Origin of the sequence: Segatella sinensis (genome assembly GCF_040095255.1) — a bacterium.
GTDB lineage: Bacteria > Bacteroidota > Bacteroidia > Bacteroidales > Bacteroidaceae > Prevotella > Prevotella sinensis.
On record NZ_JBBNGE010000057.1, the window covers coordinates 1 to 19,117 of the forward strand.

15 protein-coding genes and 1 other RNA gene are annotated in these 19,117 nt (G+C 48.9%); 6 read left to right on the top strand and 10 right to left on the bottom strand.

The features are described from left to right. The first annotated feature begins 12 nt into the window (after positions 1–12). Complete coding sequence (locus AAAT87_RS12905; protein ID WP_153089932.1) at positions 13–105, top strand: smalltalk protein; 93 nt, start codon at positions 13–15, stop codon at positions 103–105. Positions 106–472: 367 nt separating this feature from the next. After that, on the top strand, positions 473–1,807 hold the full coding sequence (locus AAAT87_RS12910) for an NADP-specific glutamate dehydrogenase (protein ID WP_293550752.1): 1,335 nt from the start codon (positions 473–475) through the stop codon (positions 1,805–1,807). A 150-nt stretch (positions 1,808–1,957) separates the two neighbouring features. On the opposite strand, the gene AAAT87_RS12915 is transcribed toward AAAT87_RS12910, so the two are convergent. From AAAT87_RS12915 to rnpB, 3 genes are all read right to left on the bottom strand, one after another. After that, positions 1,958–2,365, bottom strand: a complete 408-nt coding sequence (locus tag AAAT87_RS12915) for a YkvA family protein (RefSeq protein ID WP_089544164.1) — start codon at positions 2,363–2,365, stop codon at positions 1,958–1,960. Positions 2,366–2,386: 21 nt separating this feature from the next. Further along, positions 2,387–2,821: a hypothetical protein gene (locus tag AAAT87_RS12920; protein WP_089544165.1), complete on the bottom strand. Its 435-nt coding sequence runs from the start codon at positions 2,819–2,821 to the stop codon at positions 2,387–2,389. Between the two features lie 111 nt (positions 2,822–2,932). Next, an RNA gene (gene rnpB, locus AAAT87_RS12925) (RNase P RNA component class A) lies at positions 2,933–3,365 on the bottom strand. A 456-nt stretch (positions 3,366–3,821) separates the two neighbouring features. Between rnpB and AAAT87_RS12930 the strand changes: the two genes are divergently transcribed. From AAAT87_RS12930 to AAAT87_RS12940, 3 genes are all read left to right on the top strand, one after another. Beyond that, entirely contained in the window at positions 3,822–5,288 is a 1,467-nt protein-coding gene (locus tag AAAT87_RS12930) for a trypsin-like peptidase domain-containing protein (protein WP_295024921.1), read from the top strand. Between the two features lie 180 nt (positions 5,289–5,468). After that, positions 5,469–6,332, top strand: a complete 864-nt coding sequence (locus AAAT87_RS12935) for a sigma-70 family RNA polymerase sigma factor (protein ID WP_295024922.1) — start codon at positions 5,469–5,471, stop codon at positions 6,330–6,332. Positions 6,333–6,361: 29 nt separating this feature from the next. Then, the gene (locus tag AAAT87_RS12940) at positions 6,362–6,991 is read left to right on the top strand and encodes a hypothetical protein (RefSeq protein ID WP_296972066.1); all 630 of its coding nucleotides are present in this window, start codon (positions 6,362–6,364) and stop codon (positions 6,989–6,991) included. Between the two features lie 204 nt (positions 6,992–7,195). Here AAAT87_RS12940 and AAAT87_RS12945 read toward each other — a convergent pair whose 3' ends face one another. The 6 genes from AAAT87_RS12945 to AAAT87_RS12970 all read right to left on the bottom strand — a co-directional run bounded on the left by AAAT87_RS12945 (position 7,196) and on the right by AAAT87_RS12970 (position 14,385). Beyond that, positions 7,196–9,385 carry a S9 family peptidase gene (locus AAAT87_RS12945; RefSeq protein WP_153097514.1) on the bottom strand — a complete coding sequence of 730 codons (2,190 nt, stop codon included), beginning with the start codon at positions 9,383–9,385 and terminating at the stop codon, positions 7,196–7,198. A gap of 81 nt (positions 9,386–9,466) precedes the next feature. Then, complete coding sequence (locus AAAT87_RS12950; protein WP_295024924.1) at positions 9,467–10,285, bottom strand: gliding motility protein GldB-related protein; 819 nt, start codon at positions 10,283–10,285, stop codon at positions 9,467–9,469. 181 nt (positions 10,286–10,466) lie between these two features. Then, positions 10,467–11,495, bottom strand: coding sequence for a glycosyltransferase family 2 protein (locus AAAT87_RS12955; RefSeq protein ID WP_349226633.1), 1,029 nt, complete (start codon positions 11,493–11,495; stop codon positions 10,467–10,469). Positions 11,496–11,498: 3 nt separating this feature from the next. Next, entirely contained in the window at positions 11,499–12,383 is an 885-nt protein-coding gene (gene mnmL / locus AAAT87_RS12960; RefSeq protein WP_349226634.1) for a tRNA modification radical SAM protein MnmL/YtqA, read from the bottom strand. A gap of 50 nt (positions 12,384–12,433) precedes the next feature. Continuing rightward, positions 12,434–13,822, bottom strand: a complete 1,389-nt coding sequence (mtaB, locus tag AAAT87_RS12965) for a tRNA (N(6)-L-threonylcarbamoyladenosine(37)-C(2))-methylthiotransferase MtaB (protein WP_298530163.1) — start codon at positions 13,820–13,822, stop codon at positions 12,434–12,436. Between the two features lie 389 nt (positions 13,823–14,211). Next, positions 14,212–14,385, bottom strand: coding sequence for a PG1828 family lipoprotein (locus AAAT87_RS12970; RefSeq protein WP_194256376.1), 174 nt, complete (start codon positions 14,383–14,385; stop codon positions 14,212–14,214). A 422-nt stretch (positions 14,386–14,807) separates the two neighbouring features. Here AAAT87_RS12970 and AAAT87_RS12975 point away from each other — a divergent pair, with 422 nt between their 5' ends. After that, complete coding sequence (locus tag AAAT87_RS12975; RefSeq protein ID WP_349226635.1) at positions 14,808–15,980, top strand: MFS transporter; 1,173 nt, start codon at positions 14,808–14,810, stop codon at positions 15,978–15,980. 263 nt (positions 15,981–16,243) lie between these two features. On the opposite strand, the gene AAAT87_RS12980 is transcribed toward AAAT87_RS12975, so the two are convergent. Continuing rightward, positions 16,244–18,802: a S9 family peptidase gene (locus tag AAAT87_RS12980; RefSeq protein WP_428848584.1), complete on the bottom strand. Its 2,559-nt coding sequence runs from the start codon at positions 18,800–18,802 to the stop codon at positions 16,244–16,246. Positions 18,803–19,117 lie beyond the last annotated feature (315 nt).

A 19,117-nucleotide genomic window follows, 5' to 3' on the forward strand; every position in this document is an offset into this window, starting at 1 on the left:
AACATTAAAACAATGAAGAAGGATACTTGGAAAATGGTGATTCAGATTGCGATTAGCATTCTCACCGCAATAGCCACTTCGCTTGGTGTTTCAAGCTGCGTGTAGTTTTTTTCAAAAGAAAAAGTTAGTTCATGATCATTTTAAATTAGTTCATAATCAGATTAAATTAGTTCATAATTAGACCGCTCCCTCCTGAGACAGGAGGGGCGGTTTCTCACTTTTCCGAGAGTGTCATTTCGGGTCAAGGTCATTTCGGGTCATTTTCATCGAAGAATACTGCTCTTCATATATATAATAAGGTGTACGCACACAATTAGGGTACATGAACCTTTACGAAAAGTTAAAAGATTGTCTTTTTTCTACTTTTTGTGCATTTTTTCTTTCTTTTTGTTGGTTATTTCAAGAAAAAACTATATCTTTGCAATCGCAAACAATAAAAAAGAAATTTCAAACACAATAAAAGATAAAGATTATGAAAGCATCTGAAGTAATCGCGAATCTCCAAAGAAGATTCCCAAATGAGCCTGAGTATATCCAGGCAGTTAGTCAGGTTCTCGGTACTATCGAGGAAGAGTACAACAAGCACCCTGAGTTCGAGAAGGCAAACCTCATCGAGCGCCTCTGCATCCCAGACCGCATCATCCAGTTCCGTGTATCTTGGGTAGATGATAAGGGTAACGTACAGACTAACATGGGTTACCGCATTCAGCACAACAACGTGATCGGCCCTTACAAGGGAGGTCTTCGCTTCCACAAGTCTGTAAACTTGGGTATCCTGAAGTTCCTTGCTTTCGAGCAGACTTTCAAGAACTCTCTTACTACTCTCCCTATGGGTGGTGCAAAGGGTGGTTCTGACTTCTCTCCACGTGGCAAGAGCAACAATGAGGTGATGCGTTTCTGCCAGGCTTTCATGACTGAGCTTTACCGTCACATGGGTCCAGACGAGGATGTTCCTGCTGGTGATATCGGTGTAGGCGGCCGTGAGGTAGGTTACCTCTTCGGTATGTACAAGAAGTTGACTCATCAGTTCCAGGGTGTCTTGACCGGTAAGGGTCAGGAGTTCGGTGGTTCTCTCATCCGTCCTGAGGCTACTGGTTACGGTAACGTTTACTTCCTCTGCAACATGCTCGCTACCAAGGGCATCGACATCAAGGGCAAGACTGTATTGGTTTCTGGTTCAGGTAACGTTGCCCAGTACACTATGGAGAAGTTGCTCCAGTTGGGTGCTAAGCCTGTTACATGTTCAGACTCTGATGGTTACATCTACGATCCAGACGGTATCGACCGCGAGAAGCTCGACTACATCATGGAGCTCAAGAACGTAGAGCGTGGCCGTATCAAGGAATATGCTGAGAAATATGGCGTGAAGTATGTAGAGGGTGCTAAGCCTTGGTTTGAGAAGGCTGACATCGCACTGCCATCTGCTACTCAGAACGAGATCAACGAGGAGGCTGCCAAGGCTCTCATCGCAAACGGTGTATTCGCTGTGAGCGAGGGTGCTAACATGCCTTCTACTCCAGAGGCTATCAAGGTGTTCCAGGATGCCAAGATCCTCTACGCTCCAGGTAAGGCTGCCAACGCTGGTGGTGTGGCTGTTTCTGGTCTTGAGATGAGCCAGAACTCTGAGCGCCTGAAGTGGTCACGCGAGGAGGTTGACGCTAAGCTCCACGACATCATGAACGATATCCACGCCAACTGCGTGAAGTACGGTACTGAGAACGACGGTTACGTAAACTACGTAAAGGGTGCTAACGTAGCCGGATTCCTGAAGGTAGCTAAGGCTATGATGGCTCAGGGTATCGTATAAAAAAGATAAAACGGATAAAAGATAAAAAAAAATTTGATCATTTATTAGTTATTAATAGAAGCGGCAGGCTCGTGAGAGTCCGCCGCTTTGCTATTGTCCTGAATCCAAATTCGGAAACGGGTTCCGAAAAATGAATGTATTCTAAATGAATCAGACCGGAGTATCTTCCGGATTCTCCTTGAAGAGATCTTCTGCCTGTGGAAGCTCATCTTCATCAAACCACTGTGCGAGCTTGTCGTGAGCCTTCTGCTTCGCATCCTCAGAAACATCTCCCCATACCTTATGAAGCACGAAGATGAGCACTGCCAGGTCGTCGCTCAGTCCCGCTATCGGAATGGCATCGGGAATCACATCGAGCGGACTGATGAGGTAGCCCAGAGCGCCGATAATCATCGCCTTGTCCTTGAGCGCCACCTTGTCACTCTCCAGCGTATAATAGAGAATGAGAGCTGCATAAACCATCTTGGCACCTGCACGCTTTGCCACGTGCGAAATCTTCTCGACAAATGCACTCTGAGTGAATTTGTCCTTATAAGCCATAAAATCAGGTAAATTCATATCTTCAATGCTTTAATGTTATTATCTTTTTTCATAGAAGAGTACTGCCTTGATAAAGGTCTCCATCTTCGTTTCCTTGTGCTTGTTCACACGGTAGAGGATCACCATCTGGAGCAATGCCTTGCAGAAGCAGGCGAGCAGCAGACCGATGATGATGGCAATGATGGTGGTCATTGCCTTGCCGTTCTCATAGATAGGCGACTTATCTGGGAAGCAGGAAAGGATCAATACGGGGATGACGGTGATGAAACCGCCCACCGTGAGCTGCGTACGCTTGGAGCCGCCCATGTCGAGGATGGCCTGCTTATCGAAGAGATAGTCATCCAGCTCCATGCGGGTAAGTCCATAGTTCTCCAACTTAGGGAAGTCGGGTTCATCGCCATACTTCTGCATCTTGTTGGTTACCTTGTGCTCAAAATCGTCTAATATCTGCTTTTCCGGTTCTCTAAGATTCATAATTGCTGGTTATTTTAAATGGTTTGAAACACCGCACCATACATTGCATTGACAGGTATATATGTCTCCATACCTTTTATATATATATGATGCAGAAAGAACTAAAAGAAAGAAAGCAGTGCTCCTATAAGCCGAGTTCTGTACCCATACCGTCAGAAACGATACGGGTGCCTGTCATTTATCTAGTCCCAGAGTCACCCCTGGGCTCAAGCACTCTACCCTCCGCAGTAGCCCGAAGGCAATCGGACGAGCCGCCCTCAATCTGCGGTTTACATGAGCTTACAGCTCCCAGATGGCACAGCCTGGCGATCACCCGCCAGCTGGTGGTCTCTTACACCACCTTCTCACCCTTACCCGACACTAAACCACGATGCCCTGCCGGAGCCTGACTTCGCTACGGAATAAGTTTCGGGCGGTAATTTTCTTCTACCGACACCTACTGTCACCAATAGCTTCTATTTTCGGAAGTGGGATGCCCTACGCTGCCCGGACTTTCCTCTCGCACCCCCCAGTAGAGAATGCCAGCGACAAGCCGGAGCACTGCTTTCGAAATGCAAAGATAGCAAAAAAGTTCGACTTAACAGCCAATTTCTCTGAGTTTTTAAACTCTTTTCGCTTTTTGGGGATGATTTTACTGCTTTCTCACCCCGAAAGACTGACATTCCAGTCATCTTTCCCTCTTGTTCCGTTCACATTCGTTTGCATATTAAGAAGTTTTAATTTCATATACAAAACTATCATTTTTCAGAAAAGTAGCAAATAATTGTAAAAATAGGGCTATTCTTGTTTAAGAGCCGTTAAAGTGTTAATTTTAAATGTTAAAACGGAATAAAAAATGGCTCAAAGTTATACGTATATCAAAAAATGACTCTATATTTGCAACCGAAAAGCTGAGGCAAGAAGCTGACAGATTTGGCAGCCCCGATGGTTTTGGCATAGAATTGGCAGAAGGCTAGGCGTAACAATAAAAAAGGAAATAATAATAAAAAGGATATTAAACATGAAAAAGGTAACTAATTATGTAATGGCAGTGCTATGCGTAGGTTCGCTAGCATTCTCAACAGGTGCTTTCATGAAGGTGAACGCTTCACCAGCTGTAACAGCAGAGGCACCAGGTCAACCAGTTGATCTCACTTACGCAGCAGAGAAGGCTCTGCCAGCCGTGGTACATATCAAATACGTACAGAACTCGAAGGTGAAGACCGTAGATGTTCAGAGCGACCCATTCGGAGGCTTCTTCGACCCATTCGGATTCTTCGGCAATCCTGGAGGTCAGGGCGGCACACGCAAGCAGCAGGTGCAGACTCCTAAGAGAGAGGCTACAGGTTCGGGCGTGATCATCAGCTCAGACGGATACATCGTAACCAACAACCACGTGGTGGAAGGCGCAGATGAACTGACCGTGACCCTGAACGACAACCGCGAATATTCTGCACGCATCATCGGTACCGACAAGACCACCGACCTCGCCCTCATCAAGGTGGATGGCAAGAACCTGCCTACCCTGCCTATCGCCAACAGCGACAATGTGAAGGTGGGTGAATGGGTCATCGCAGTGGGCAATCCTTTCGGACTCAACAATACCGTTACCGCAGGTATCATCTCTGCCAAGGCTCGTTCTCTCGGTGCCAACGGCGTGGAGAGCTTCATCCAGACCGATGCTGCCATCAACGCAGGTAACTCTGGCGGTGCACTCGTCAACACCCAGGGTGAGCTGGTGGGCATCAATGCCATGCTCTACTCCCAGACCGGTTCCTACTCAGGCTACGGCTTCGCCATTCCTACCTCTATTATGAACAAGGTGGTGGATGACCTGAAGAAGTACGGAAGCGTACAGCGCGTGATGCTGAGCATCCAGGGTAGCGATGTGCTCAACTACATCAACGCCCAGAAGGAAAACGGCAAGGACGTGAACCTGGGAACCAACGAGGGTGTCTATATCGCCAAGGTAGATGAAGACGGCAACGGTGCTGCTGCCGGACTGAAGGAAGGCGACGTGATTACCAAGGTAGATGGCAAGAAGGTGACCAAGATGGCTGAGCTGCAGGAGTCGCTCAACGGCAAGCGCCCTGGCGACAAGATGAGCATCACCTACCTGCGCAACAAGAAGGAGACCACCAAGACCATCACCCTGAAGAATGCCCAGGGCAACACTTCAGTAATCAAGAGTGCAGACCTCGACGTGCTCGGCGGAACCTTCCGTCCTGTTACAGAGAGCCAGAAGAACCAGCTCAGCATCAAGTATGGTGTAGAGGTGATGAAGGTGAACAGCGGTGCCCTGAAGGATGCCGGCATTTCACGCGGATTCATTATCCAGCGCATCAACGACAGCAACATCACATCGCTCGACGACCTGCAGAAGGCTGTGAAGAGTGCTTCTACCAGCAAGGATCCTGTGCTCTACATCCAGGGTGTATGGCCTACAGGCAAGAAGGCTTACTTCGCTGTTCCACTGCAGAAGGACTAATCGGCTGAGGGGCGCCTATCACCGGAAGAACCCGGCTGAAGTTCCTAAGAAAAGAGAACTTAATCCCTCTGAAAAGATAAAAAATGACAAAATAGCAGGTATTTTGAAAAATATCTGCTATTTTTTTTGTTTTTCCAAACAAAAAGTGTACTTTTGCATCTACAAAATTAAATTGCTACCATGAGACAACTGAAAATTTCAAAGTCTATAACGAATCGCGAAAGCGCATCGTTGGACAAATATCTCCAAGAAATTGGACACGAGGAACTCCTGACAACCGATCAGGAAGTGGAACTCGCACAGCGCATAAGAAAAGGGGACAAGAGAGCCCTGGAGAGATTGACCAAAGCCAACCTGAGATTCGTGGTATCTGTTGCCAAGCAATACCAGAATCAGGGACTCAGCTTACCTGACCTTATCAACGAAGGAAACGTTGGGCTTATCAAAGCTGCAGAAAAATTTGATGAAACACGCGGCTTCAAGTTCATCTCGTATGCCGTTTGGTGGATCAGACAGAGCATTCTGCAGGCTATTGCCGAGCAGAGCAGACTGGTACGCCTCCCCCTCAACCAGGTGGGTAGCGTCAACAAGATAACAAGGGAACTCAACAAGTTCGAGCAGGAACACGAGCGCAAGCCGAGCGTGGATGAGATTGCAGAGCGTGTGGATTTGCCCGAAGACAAGATTGCAGACGCCATGAAGGCGAACTCACGCCACGTGAGCATGGATGCACCTATCGCCGACGGCGAGGACAGCAGCATGATCGACTTCCTGTCTGGTGACTCATCCAATACAGACAGGGAACTCGCCATAGAATCGCTCAAGGCGGAGGTAAGCCGCATACTGAAGCTGCTCACCGACAAGGAGCAGAAGGTGCTGAGAGCATTCTTCGGAATAGACGGTTCGCCGGAAATGACCCTGGATGAGATAGGTGAAAAGTACAACCTGACGAGGGAGCGTGTAAGGCAAATCAAGGAGAAAGCCCTGCGCCGACTCAGACACAACACGAAGAATAAACTGCTGAAATCCTATCTGGGACAGTAAGCGCAAAACATAAGTATAGAAAAGAATAAATGAAAGTTTTAAAAATCGCATTAGCACTGGCTATCGCAGCCATCTCTTCATTCACGGCCCACGCCAAGAATGATCCGACAACTGCATATATGTTCGGTTTCGCATCGTCGTTCAACGACTCTACGGTGTATATGACCAGCGTGCAGAGAGTTGATTCAGTATATCTGACTCACAAGAAGCTCTTCCTGGACAACAGAGAGAACTACTCCCTGCAGCTGAAGGAATATCTGGAGTCGATCGGTGCACCCAAGCGAACCTGCATCGTGATCTTCGACCGCAACTTCAAGAAGGCGGAGAAGAAATGGACCAAGCTGCACGACCGTTACACCAAGCAGGCGAAGGCAAAGCGCCTGAAGAACGGCGAGAAGCCGAAGGACCTCCCTACTCCATGGCAGATGAAGAACATCGACGAGAGCAAGTTCATGTTCAAGGCGATAGAGCCAAGCGACATGGAGGAGCCAAAGACCAAGGCTGAAAGAAAGGCTGAAAAGAAGGAGGCAAAGGCTCAGCTGAAGCAGAAGAAAGCTGAAGTAAAGAGCCAGCTGAAGCAGAGAAAAGCCGAAGTGAAGCAGAAGAAGGCAGAACTGAAGCAGAAAAAGGCGGAAGCCAAGAAAAAAGCTGAAGCATAAAGAAAAGAAGTTTTTTAAAAAAAATATTTAGTAGTTAATACCTATATTAAAAATTATTTTTTAGGGCGTCAGCGGTACTAGATTACCGCTGCATGTTAGTAGTTTAGTTCGGCCCCTAGGAAGTTGTGAAATCTCCAAGGGCAAAAGCCCCCGGAAGTTGTGAAACCTCCGGGGGCTTTTTTTATAGGAATAAACCTGATGTCTTTATTTCATTTTATCCTTAAACCAGTTGGTAATCTGGCGCAGGAGATGATTGCGGGTATTACCTCCCGAAATGCCGTGGTTGCGGTTGGTGTACCAAAGCTCCTTAAAATCCTTGTCTGCCTGAACCAATGCCTCTGAATACTCGAAGGTGTTCTGTGGATGAACATTGTCATCTGCCAGTCCATGACAGATAAGCAAGGCACCATGCTGCTTGTCGGCACGCTCGATTGGGTTTACCTTGTAGCCATCCTCGTTCTCCTGAGGAGTACGCATGTAACGCTCGGTATAGACCGTATCATAGAAGCGGTAGCAGGTAGGAGGCGCAACAGCCACACCAGCCTTGAACACAGGGCGGCCTTCGCTCATACTCATCAGGGTATTGAAACCACCATAGCTCCATCCCCAGATACCGATGTTGTCCTTATCCACGTATGGCAGACTGCCCATATAGAGAGCTGTCTCCACCTGATCCTTTGACTCCAGGTCGCCGAGGCGCAGATAGGTACACTTCTCAAACTCAGCACCACGGGCACCGGTTCCACGGCCATCTACACAAGCCACGATGAATCCCTCCTGAGCCAGATAGTAATCGAAGGCTCCACCGGAACCCATGCTTCCCGTGCTCCAGGAATTGAGCACCTGCTGGCTGCCCGGACCGGAATACTGGAAGAGGATGACCGGATACTTCTTGCTGGCATCGAAATCTACCGGCTTCACCATCCATCCGTCGAGCTTCACGCCCTCTGATGTAGTGAAGGTGAAGGTCTCGCGCTTGCCCCAGTTATACTGCTTGGTCTTCTCCAACAGCTTCTTGTTGTCCTCCAGGGTCTTAATCACCTTACCCTTGTTGTTGCGTACGGTGTAAACGTATGGATGGCTGTAGCTGCTCCAGTTGTTCACGAAATAGCGGTAATCGCCTGAGAAGTAAGCCGAGTTGGAACCCTCCTCTGAAGTGAGTCGATCCACCTTGCCGTTCTTGTGAGCCACATAAACCTGGCGGTCGTGTGCATTGAGCATGGCTGCCTGGAAATAGATGTCGCCGGTCTTCTCATCCATGCCGTAGATGGCGGTAACATCGTAGTTACCCTTCTCTACCTGGCGGATCAGCTTGCCTTTCATATCATAGAGATAAAGGTGCATGTAGCCGTCACGGTCGCTAGGGAGCAGGATGTTCTTCTTGCCCACGATGCTGTTCTCCATCACCTCTTCCTTGATGAACTTAGGCACGCTTTCCTGGATGATCTGCTTGCTCTTGCCGGTGAATGGATTCACGGAGTAGAGGCGCATGTCGTCCTGGTGGCGGTTCATCGTATAGACGATGAGACTGTTGGCGTCTGGAGTGGTCTTGATTCGAGGATAGTAGCCGTCTGCATCTACCGGAACATCCAGTGCGAGGGTCTTGCCCGTCTTCATATCGTAGCTCCAGAGGCTCACCTTGGAGTTGTCCTGTCCTGCCTTAGGATACTTGTAGGAATACTCTCCCGGATAATCGTGAAACTCGCTGCGGGTAGGCTTGGCGCCTTCGAAGAGCTGGAGGGAATAGGTCTTCACGTGGCTTTCGTCGAAACGGATCCAGCCGAGTGAGGTTCCGTCAGCATTCCAGGCGAAGGCACGGTTGAAGGCAAACTCCTCCTCATATACCCAGTCGGGAATACCATTGATCACTTCATTGAACTTTCCGTCCTTGGTAACCTGCACTTCCTTCTCGCCATCGGTTACGAAGATGTTGTTGTCCTTGACGAAGGCGATGTGGCGTGAATCCGGCGACCAGGTAGCCACCTGCTGGTTCTCGCCCTCAGAAAGCTTCTTGATGGTCTTGCGGGCAATATCGTAGATGAAGTACTCAGCCTTGAACGAACGGCGATACACCGCCTTGCTCTTGGTGAAGACGAGCATCTTCTTGCCATCCGGGCTCATCACGTAGCCCTCTACCGACTTCATCGGAGCCTTGGCAGCCTCTACGTCGAAGAGCACAGCCACCTGCTTGCCAGTCTTGAAAGAATAACTTACTACCTGCTTGCCATCAGAACTGATGGAAGCATAGAGATCGGTACCCTCAATAGGGTTGATTCCTGTAACGTATGAGGCAGAGAATGCACCTGAAGTAATCGACTTCAAATCGAGCTTCTCAGCTGCCTGCATTACTGATGCCATCATCATCGTTGCAACAAAAATTGAAAATCTTTTCATGTATTGTATTAAATGCTTTTGTTTTTCCTGCTTCATCCAGCAGCAGACTAATCCTTATCCGATTAGTCCTTATCCTGCTGCTTAGTCCTTATGCAGCGCTTCGATAGGCGAATAGTCCTCGTCTTCCAGCAGTTCCTTGACTGTGATTTTCGGATTGCGCTTCACATAAGCCTGGATGGTCTTCACATACTTGGTGTCCAGTATATCCTTGCCCAGCGCCTTGTTCACGGTCCACATGACCTTGCCCATGTGCAGGTCGCGGTCCAGCTGCGGACGGGTATCGAAATCCTTCATCGGATAGATGCTCAGCAGATAGAAGGTGAGGCAGTCGGGCACGATATACTCGCGCTGCATGGTAGCACGCTGCTGGGCTGTATAGAATTTCTTGTAGAGCGGATATTCCGGACCCAGATACTTATCCAGTGAAATACCTACCGAATGCTCACCTACCACGATGCTCTGGTCGAGCGCACCGATCTGGGCATAGAAGTATGGCTGCTGAAGCTCAGGCAGCCAGTCGTGCAGACGGCCGAACGATTTCTTCAGCTGCTCGTTGATGTCGTCCATGTTCGCATACATGGCCTCAGCATCTGCGATAAGCGACTGGAGGGTGGAATCCTGATAGAACATCAGGAAACGGTTGCTGATGTTGGCGTCGGTAATGGTACCAAGCTGCAGCATCTTCTCTATCAGTGTTCGGGTTTCTATCGGATAGTCGGTATTCATCTGCTGAAGGGCAGAGAAATCACCGGTGGTAAGGTATCTGCTTTGCAGACGGTCGTAGCGCTGCACCGTTAATGGGACAGCGTCAGCCTCCTCGTTCGGCTTGAACTTGAACTCGCAGGCCGAACAGAGCATAATAAATGCTAATATGACGATATAATCAAATATTCTTTTCACGTAATTTTAAAGTCTTCTGGTTACGACTGCAAAAATACTAAAAAATATTTAAATTACCAAGCAAAATCTCAAAAAAATAATAAAAAACAGCCAATAGCGAGCAAAATGCTAACACTTTTACTCACTATTGGCTATCTGTGCAATATTCTGTCGTTTATTGAGGAGTCAAGGAGTTAGCTCCCTAGTATCGAATCGTGCAGTTCGAAAAGAGTTTCTTGCCCCTGGCGTAATACTGCCAGAGGATGGAGCAATCGAAAACCTGCGGTATCTTTTCCTCCACTCTATTCTCCTGAATCTTCTTGCGGTCTTCATCGAAATCGTGCTTCCATGCCTGGAAAGCCCTGCGCGCCTTGAAGATTGCCTTGAAGTCGCCCAGGTTGCGTTTCAGGATCAGCATCTCGAAAGCTGCCAAATAATCCAGGAACCATCTCACTCTCATAACATGAGATAATTCTTTATCGCTCAGATTCTTATAGAGCATCGTTAGATTGTTCCTGAAATTCAGGAAAGTCTTCATCGGATTGCTCTTCGGCAAGGTTCCACCACCCACGTGATAGACTTCACTCTCCGGAATGCAGTAGATCTTCCTGCCCATCAGGCGTAATCGCCAGCAAAGGTCTATTTCCTCGCTATGGGCAAAGAAGCGGCCATCCAGTCCGCCTGCCTCCCAGTAATCCTTGGCACGGATCATCATGCAGGCACCCGTAGCCCAGAGCACCTCCTGCTGGTAATCATACTGTCCGTTGTCGCGCTCCACGGTCTCGAAGATGCGTCCCCGGCAGAACGGATAGCCGAACTTGTCGAGGAAACCGCCGCAGGCTCCCGCATACTCAAACATATCCTTGTCGTATTCCGCCAGGAGCTTAGGCTGGCAGGCTGCCACCTGGGGATGGGAATCCATGAACTCGATGAGCGGAGTGAGCCAGTGATGAGCCACCTCCACATCGCTGTTCAGGAGAACATAATATTCTGCCTCTATCTGCTCCAGCGCACGGTTGTAGCCCTCGGCAAAGCCGAAGTTCTGCTCCAGCACGATGGTCTTGACGTGGGGAAACTGAGTCTCCAGAAGAAGCATTGACTGGTCTGACGAATTGTTGTCAGCCACCCATATCTCAGCATCCTGCCGTGAATATTCCACGACATTAGGCAGATACTTGGCAAGCATCTTCTGCCCATTCCAGTTTAATATTACGATTGCAACTTTAGCCATATTTTACAGTAAACTCTTTAACTTATTATTCAGGAGATTGGTAAACTCATAGTTCTTGAGTCCCCATTTCGGTGCGACAAGCAGTTCCTTAGGCGACTGGCTGACGAACCGTTCCAGCACCAGGTCCTTTCTCAAGAGCCGGATGTATTTTACGATGACATCGATGTATTCCTCCACCGTATAGACGTGGAAGGGATGCTCTGCATACTCCTGTGCCAGGCGGGTTCCCTTGATAATCTGCATCTGGTGAATCTTCAGGATGTCGATGGGAAGGGAAGAGATGATGGGTGCCTGACGGAGGCTCTCTGCCGCATCCTCACCCGGCAAGCCGATGATGATGTGGGCACCCGTGAGGATTCCCCTGGCGTGGGTTCGCTCCACCGCATCCCGGCAGCAGGCAAAATCATGACCACGGTTGATGCGCTTCAGGGTCTCATCGTTGGCACTCTCAATGCCATACTCCACCAGTACGAAGGTGCGCCGGTTCAACGCCTCGAGATAATCCAGCAATTCATCGCTCACGCAATCAGGACGGGTTCCTATTACGATTCCCACCACATCCTCTACCTGCAGCGCCTCCTCGTACATCTGACGGAGAAGTTCCACCTTGGCGTAGGTATTGGTATAAGCCTGGAAATAAGCCAGATACTTCATATCCGGATACTTCCTGCTGAAGAAGGCCTTGCCCTCCTCCAACTGCTCCGTTATCGACTTCCTGCGGTCGCAATAGCTGGGATTGAACGTACGGTTGTCGCAGTACGTGCATCCTCCGCTCGAGATTCTCCCATCCCGGTTAGGACAAGAGAATCCTGCATCTATCGAAATCTTCTGAACCCGGAAGTCAGGAAACCGCTTCCGGATCCAGGAGCCAAAATCATTGTAGTACATTGAACTTTGAGGTTTGAACTTTGAACTTTATGATCAGCCTTTACTTTGAGCTATCCAATCAATTCTGCCTTCAACGCCGTCTTGTCGTGATTGAAACCACCCAGACGAACCTTGATGAACTGATTGTCGTATTCCTCTTTGGCAAGAGCTGGCGAAAGTTCCACACGAACATAGTTCTTGGTGAAACCATGCATCGCCTTGCCTCTTGGCGCCTTCTCGAAGAGCACTTCAGCCTCGGTACCGATATACTGGGCATAGAACTCCTGAGTCTTCTGGTCGCTCAACTCAAGGAGACGCTTGGAGCGCAGCTTCTTCTCCTTCTCATCTACCACGTATGGAATCTTCAAGGCTGCTGTTCCAGGACGCTCGGAGTATGGGAACACGTGGAGCTGCGTAACAGGCAGGCTCTTCAGGAACTCATAGCACTCCTCGAAACACTCCGGAGTTTCACCACGACAGCCCACCATCACATCTACGCCGATAAACGCATCAGGCATCTTCTCCTTGATCAGGTTCACCTTGTGGGCGAAAAGCGCCTTGTCGTAACGGCGGTGCATCAGCTTAAGCACCTCGTCGCTTCCGCTCTGCAGCGGAATATGGAAGTGAGGCATGAAGGCACGGCTCTCGGCACAGTAGGTGATGAGGTCATCATCGCAGAGATCCGGCTCCAGACTGGAGATACGGTAACGCTTGATGCCTTCCACCTGGTCCATCGCCTTCACAAGGTCGAGGAACCGCTCATGGGTGGTCTGTCCGAAATCGCCGATGTTCACACCGGTAATCACGATTTCCTTGCCGCCCTCAGCTGCCGCCTGCTCGCACTGAGCCACGAGCGATTCGATGCTTGGGTTGCGGGAATTGCCACGGGCGAAAGGAATGGTGCAATAGGTGCAGTAGTAGTTGCAACCATCCTGCACCTTCAGGAAGTATCGGGTACGGTTGCCACGGGAGCATGAAGGCTGGAAGGTCTTGATCTCCTTGGTCTTCACGCTGTGGTGCTGATGAAGCGCAGAATCAGAAGACTCCAGGTTCTCGCCGGTGACAGGAAGTCCGTTTTCTACGGCAAACTTCTTGGCCCATGCATCGCTGAGATACTGAATCAAGTGGGCCTTCTCGTTGGCGCCCAACACCAGGTCAACACCCTCAATCTTGCTCACGTTCTCCGACTCCAGCTGCGCGTAGCAACCGGTGACGATGACGAAGGCACCAGGATTCTGTCGCACCATGCGATGGATAGCCTGACGGCACTTATGATCGGCAACTTCAGTCACCGAGCAAGTATTGATGAGACAAATGTCTGCTTTCTCCCCCTTCTGTGCCGTAATGACGCCCATATCTTCGAGCATCTTGCCGAAAGTGGAGGTTTCCGAGAAATTGAGTTTGCAGCCCAGCGTATAGTAGGCAGCCTTTTTGCCTTGGAAGGCACTTGAATCTATCATATATTTATCTTTTTCTAATATTTCTAAAAGGTAACCTAACTGAACTTTCACAAGTAAGCGCCATACGCCCTGAAAGGGCAGAAGCTCCTAGCCCAGGGCAGCGCCCTGGGTAATTACGGACGCAAACCTGTCGCCCTGTAAGGGCAAAAGCTTTCAAATATCAGACAATTAACAAAGCTTTTGCCCTTACAGGGCGCCTCGCAAATTGCTATTATACCCAGGGCGTTGCCCTGGGCTAGGAGCTTTTGGGCCTTCAGCCCGTACTTAAACCACAGGCGAAAGTTCAGCAACCTAAAAAAAATGAAACATAGTCTCTATAAAACGAAAAAGCCGCTAGACCGAAGTCCAGCGGTTGTTTCTCTCATTTTTCGTTCGCAAGTAATTCTAAATTACTTAACTGAATCTGTAGCAGCAGCAGCTGTATCAACAGCAACTGAATCAGCAGCTGAATCAACTACAGCTGTGTCAGAATCAGCAGTAGCTGTTGTCTGAGCTGTTTTGTTACCACATGATGCGAAAGAGATAGCTGCGATAGCTACGAACATAAAAACTAATTTCTTCATTTTCTTTGCTTTTTAAATCTGTAAAACAATCATTCGTTTATTAAAACTGATGCAAAGGTAAGCATTTTTTTGATACGGCGAACTTTTTTTTGTGTTTTTTTTTAGGGGCATTTTGTAACAAAATCACAATCTGCTGATATTCAATCATTTACAAAGTGCTAACGAAAGTTAAAGTTTTTAGTGTGTCCGAAAACAGCCCGATTTTAACACTTTTCGGTGTTTTTTAGCGTAACAAAGGTGCGCGCCAACACCCCGTCTGAACCGTGCTATATACACATAATAAGGTACGCGCGAGGAAGAAAGCAGAAACTTTTTCTAAGAAATCAAACCTCAAAACTTGGCTGACAGCAAACTTTTCTGTAACTTTGCACTCGAAAAAGAATCTTCGACAAACAAGAAAAGAGCAACAGATAAACAGAAAAATGATACAGCTAAAAGAAAATCAGGGCATTCCCCGCAGCATTCTCCTGATGATGTCTATCATCGCAGGACTCACAGTAGCCAACTGCTACTACAACCAGCCGCTTCTCGAACTGATCCGCCACGATCTGGACATTACCGAGCAGAGCGCCAACCTCATCACCGTGATTACCCAGATAGGTTATGCGCTGGGACTGTTCTTTCTCATCCCTATGGGAGACATGTTTTCGCGCAAGAAACTCATCCTCGTGAACATGACCATTGCAGCCTTGATGGCAATCGTGATGGCTGTGGCACAAAACGTATGGATGCTCTGGGGAGCTTCCCTGCTCATAGGTGCCTGTTCCGTGATTCCCCAGTTCTTCATCCCGATAGCCGGACAGTTCTCCACACCCGAAAACAAGAGCAGGAACATGGGCTTTGTGCTCTCCGGACTGCTCACGGGTATTCTTGCCTCGCGAGTAATCAGCGGTTACATCGGCGAATGGCTGGGATGGCGGGAGATGTTCTTCATCGCCGCCCTCGTCATGGTAGTCTGCATGGGAATCATGATGCTGATGATGCCTGAGATGAAGCGCAACTATGTGGGTACTTACAGAGGACTGATGACTACCGTGGCTGAGATCTTCATCCTCCATCCTTCCATCCGCATCTACTCCATCCGTGCCTCCTTCGGTTTCGGAAGCATGATGGCGATCTGGTCGTGCCTCGCCTTCCATCTTGCCCAGCCTTCTTTCAATGCAGGCAGCGACATGGTGGGAATGCTCGGACTCTGCGGAATCATGGGAGCCGTGGCAGCCAGCAGCGTAGGAAAGCTGGTTCCAAGGTTCGGAATCCACAAGTTCAGCCTCTTCGGAGCAGCCATGCAGATCATCGCCTGGGCAATAGCCCTCCTCTTCGGCGACACCTATGCAGGACTCATCGCAGCCATCATCCTGGTAGATATCGGACTGCAATGTCAGCAGCTCAGCAATCAGAGCGGCTGCCTGCAGGAGATTCCGCAGGCTTCCAACCGTGCCAACACCATCTTCATGACGACCTATTTCATCGGTGGTTCGCTCGGTACGTTCTGTGCCGGATACGTGTGGACCCAAGCCGACTGGTTGGGAGTCTGCATCGTAGGCATTTCCTTCGCCTTCATCTCCCTGATGATTTCATTGAGCCATAAGAAATAAGAAAAAGAGGATGTATTATAAGTCACATCCAATACGCCCTGAAAGGGCAGAAGCTCCTAGCCCAGGGTAGCACCCTGGGTAATATTGGCAAAAAGCAAAGTCGCCCTGAAAGGGCAAAAGCTTTGAAATTGAAAGCTTTTGCCCTTTCAGGGCGACTTTTTGTATTTGTTCTAAAACCCAGGGCGCTGCCCTGGGCTAGGAGCTTTTGGGCTTTCAGCCCGTCCTCGGTTGTCATTATCTGGACTTATGACACACCCTTCTTTTTACATTTTTTCCTCTCCATACATCTCTTTCCACCAGCTGCCATCATCCTGCAGCCACTTGGCAAACCATGCAAAAATGGTGTTCTGCCACTTGATGCGCTTTTCATAATCGATGATGTGATGATCCTGACCATCTACCAGAACCATCGCCGTTGGACGGCCAAGAAGCTTCAAAGCCGTATAGAGCTGAATACTCTCTCCCACAGGCACATTGTTATCGGCTGTTCCATGCACGAAGAGCAATGGAGTATGAATCTTGTCAGCATTGTAGAGCGGACTCTGATCTACGAAGAGATGCTTGTTGGTCCAAGGATACTCGTTCGCCATGGAAACCTCGCTGTAGCTGTAGCCCCAATAGCCTTCGCCCCAATAGCTGGTATGATCACTGATGCCGGCATGAGAAATGGCTGCGGCAAAGAGATCGGTCTTGGTCTGAAGATACTGAGTCATAAAGCCACCGTAGCTAGCGCCGATACAACCAATCTTCTTGCGGTTTACGAAACTATGCTCATCGCAGAAAGCCTGGGTGCTGGAGATAATATCCTCAGCCACTCCCTCGCCGGCAGTATCCACGTGGCGGGCAGAGAACTTCTGACCGAAACCAGTAGCACCGCTCGGATTCACTACCAGCACCACATACCCCATCGCAGCATAGACATGATGAGGATAGCGGCTCTGGAACATACGGGTGGTAGGACTGCAACCACCATAGTAGTTCACCACCATCGGATACTTCTTGGAAGCATCGAAATGAGGTGGCAGATAGTAACGGCAGCAAAGAGTGTCGCCACGGGAATTCACGAAGTTCCAAGCCTTGCACTCGCCCAGCTCGATGTCTTTCAGCAGGCGGGCACTGAGATCATCTACGAGCAGCGACTTCTGCGCTTTGGTACTCATCTTGTAGAGTCGGTCGGCATTGGATGCGCTCTGTCCTGAGAACGCCATTTCCGGAGCAGCCGCTGCGATGGAGAAGCTCTTGATGTTCTCCTCCGGAGTCTTGAGCAATGTAAACTTGCCCGACTTCGGGTTCAGCTGGAAGAGATGCATGCAGTCTTTATCCTCTGCAGTGAAGTAAATATTGCCATCCGCCTTACTCCAATCCACGCTCTGCACGTTAGGATTGAAATTCTTGGTCATCGGGCGAACCTTCTTATCCGCCAGGTTCATCAGATAGAGCTGGGTGTCAACCATGCTAGGAATCTGTCCCTCCTCCACATTTTTTCCAATTCCATCGAAAGCCTCAGGCGAACCGGTAACGAGAATGCTCTTGCCGTCTGGCGAGAACTGGGCACTGTTCAGGAACTCCCCCTTCTCTACCAGCGCCTCAACACTCATATCGTTCAGATCGAGACGATAGAGCGAGTTGAGAGTAGTAGGACGCTTGGTAAGGCGCTCCTCGCTCTTGCCGATGAGCAGATAGCGGGAATCTGCGGAAATATCGTTGAGATAAACATTATGGTAGCCGAAGGTAAGCGGCTGGAGAATGCCTGAAGCCAGATCATACTTAGCCAGATAGCTGCGGGTTCTCCATCCAGGCTGGCGGTCATCTGGTTCCTTTACATCGTACACCTGAGGGTCCTTCTTTCTGCCTTCCTCATAGAGCGTATAGATAAGCGATTTCTCATCTGGAGTAAACAGGAACCATCCTTCCGGAATATTAGCCGCCATCACCTCGCGCTCCATATTCAGCGGATTGATGGTGATAAGCTGCATGGCTCCGTCTGCCTTTCCTTCACCGGCGATAGCATTGTCGCCCGCCTTCTCGGTAAAGTACATCTTGTTGGTGCGAGGCATCCATCTTACGTTCTCCTCAAAGGAAGCAACGACCTTGCTAGTCTGGCTGTTTCTCAGCTCGTTGATGCTATGCTTCTTGCCCTGACGGTCTACCCAAGTCTTGCACACAATCATAAACTTGCCATTTGGCGAAAGTGCCACACTTGAATAGTTTGGCATGCAGATTGCATCATATATATTAAGGGTGCGCTTGGTATTGGCAGAAGCCTCGCCCACGCTCAGCTGCTTGCCATCGGCAGCAGTAACGCTCACCTTGAAATCCTGGGCAGCATCCTTGTCTGCAGTCTTATCGGAAGACGAATCAGATGAGGTGAGATATTTGATGACCACAGTATGGGTAGAAGGCAGCAAGACGGTCTCAGCCTTGTCACCTTTCACCTTCACCTGCTCGCCATCTACGAAGAGGCGGTATTGCTTCAAGCCCTTTACCTCTACAGTAGCCTTGGTACGGCTGGTGTTATATACGGTGAAGGAAGCCAGATGGAGTGCATTCTGCTTGGCATTATCAGCCAAGAGCTGAGAAGCTGCCACTTCCTTGCCATTATTCAATAGGTTGAACGATAATGGAGAGTCTAATACCCCCTCCATTGCAAACTTTTCTCCCTTCACATTTACGCTGTCTGCCATCCAGGGAGTAGACACAGGGAATGGACCCACATGCTTCAGTTTCTGCACCTCGATAGTATCGGCATTGGCAGAAAGCGAAGCACAGAGAGCTGCGCTGAAAGTGAGAGCCCAGAGGCTCTTTCTTGTTGTTTTCATCATGATTTATTTCAATTATATTAAATTTTCTGCGAAATTACAAATAAAAGTTGAGATAAGCGAAACTTTCGCTTACATTTTTTGCTTTTTATCGGGATTATTCTGTTTTTATGTTATCTGAACGTTAAGAAGAGCTTTCAGAAAGTTATAGTTGGGTTAAACCCCTATTCCGTTCATTGTCATTCCAAAAAATCCATTTACCTTTGCATCGTCAAACAGAAAAAGAAAGAAGTATTAAAACCCTAAAATCCGCAACTATCATCCAATACACGATTAAGGGTAGATTTATGAGTCGTTAGTAGCAGCTTTCAGTAAAAA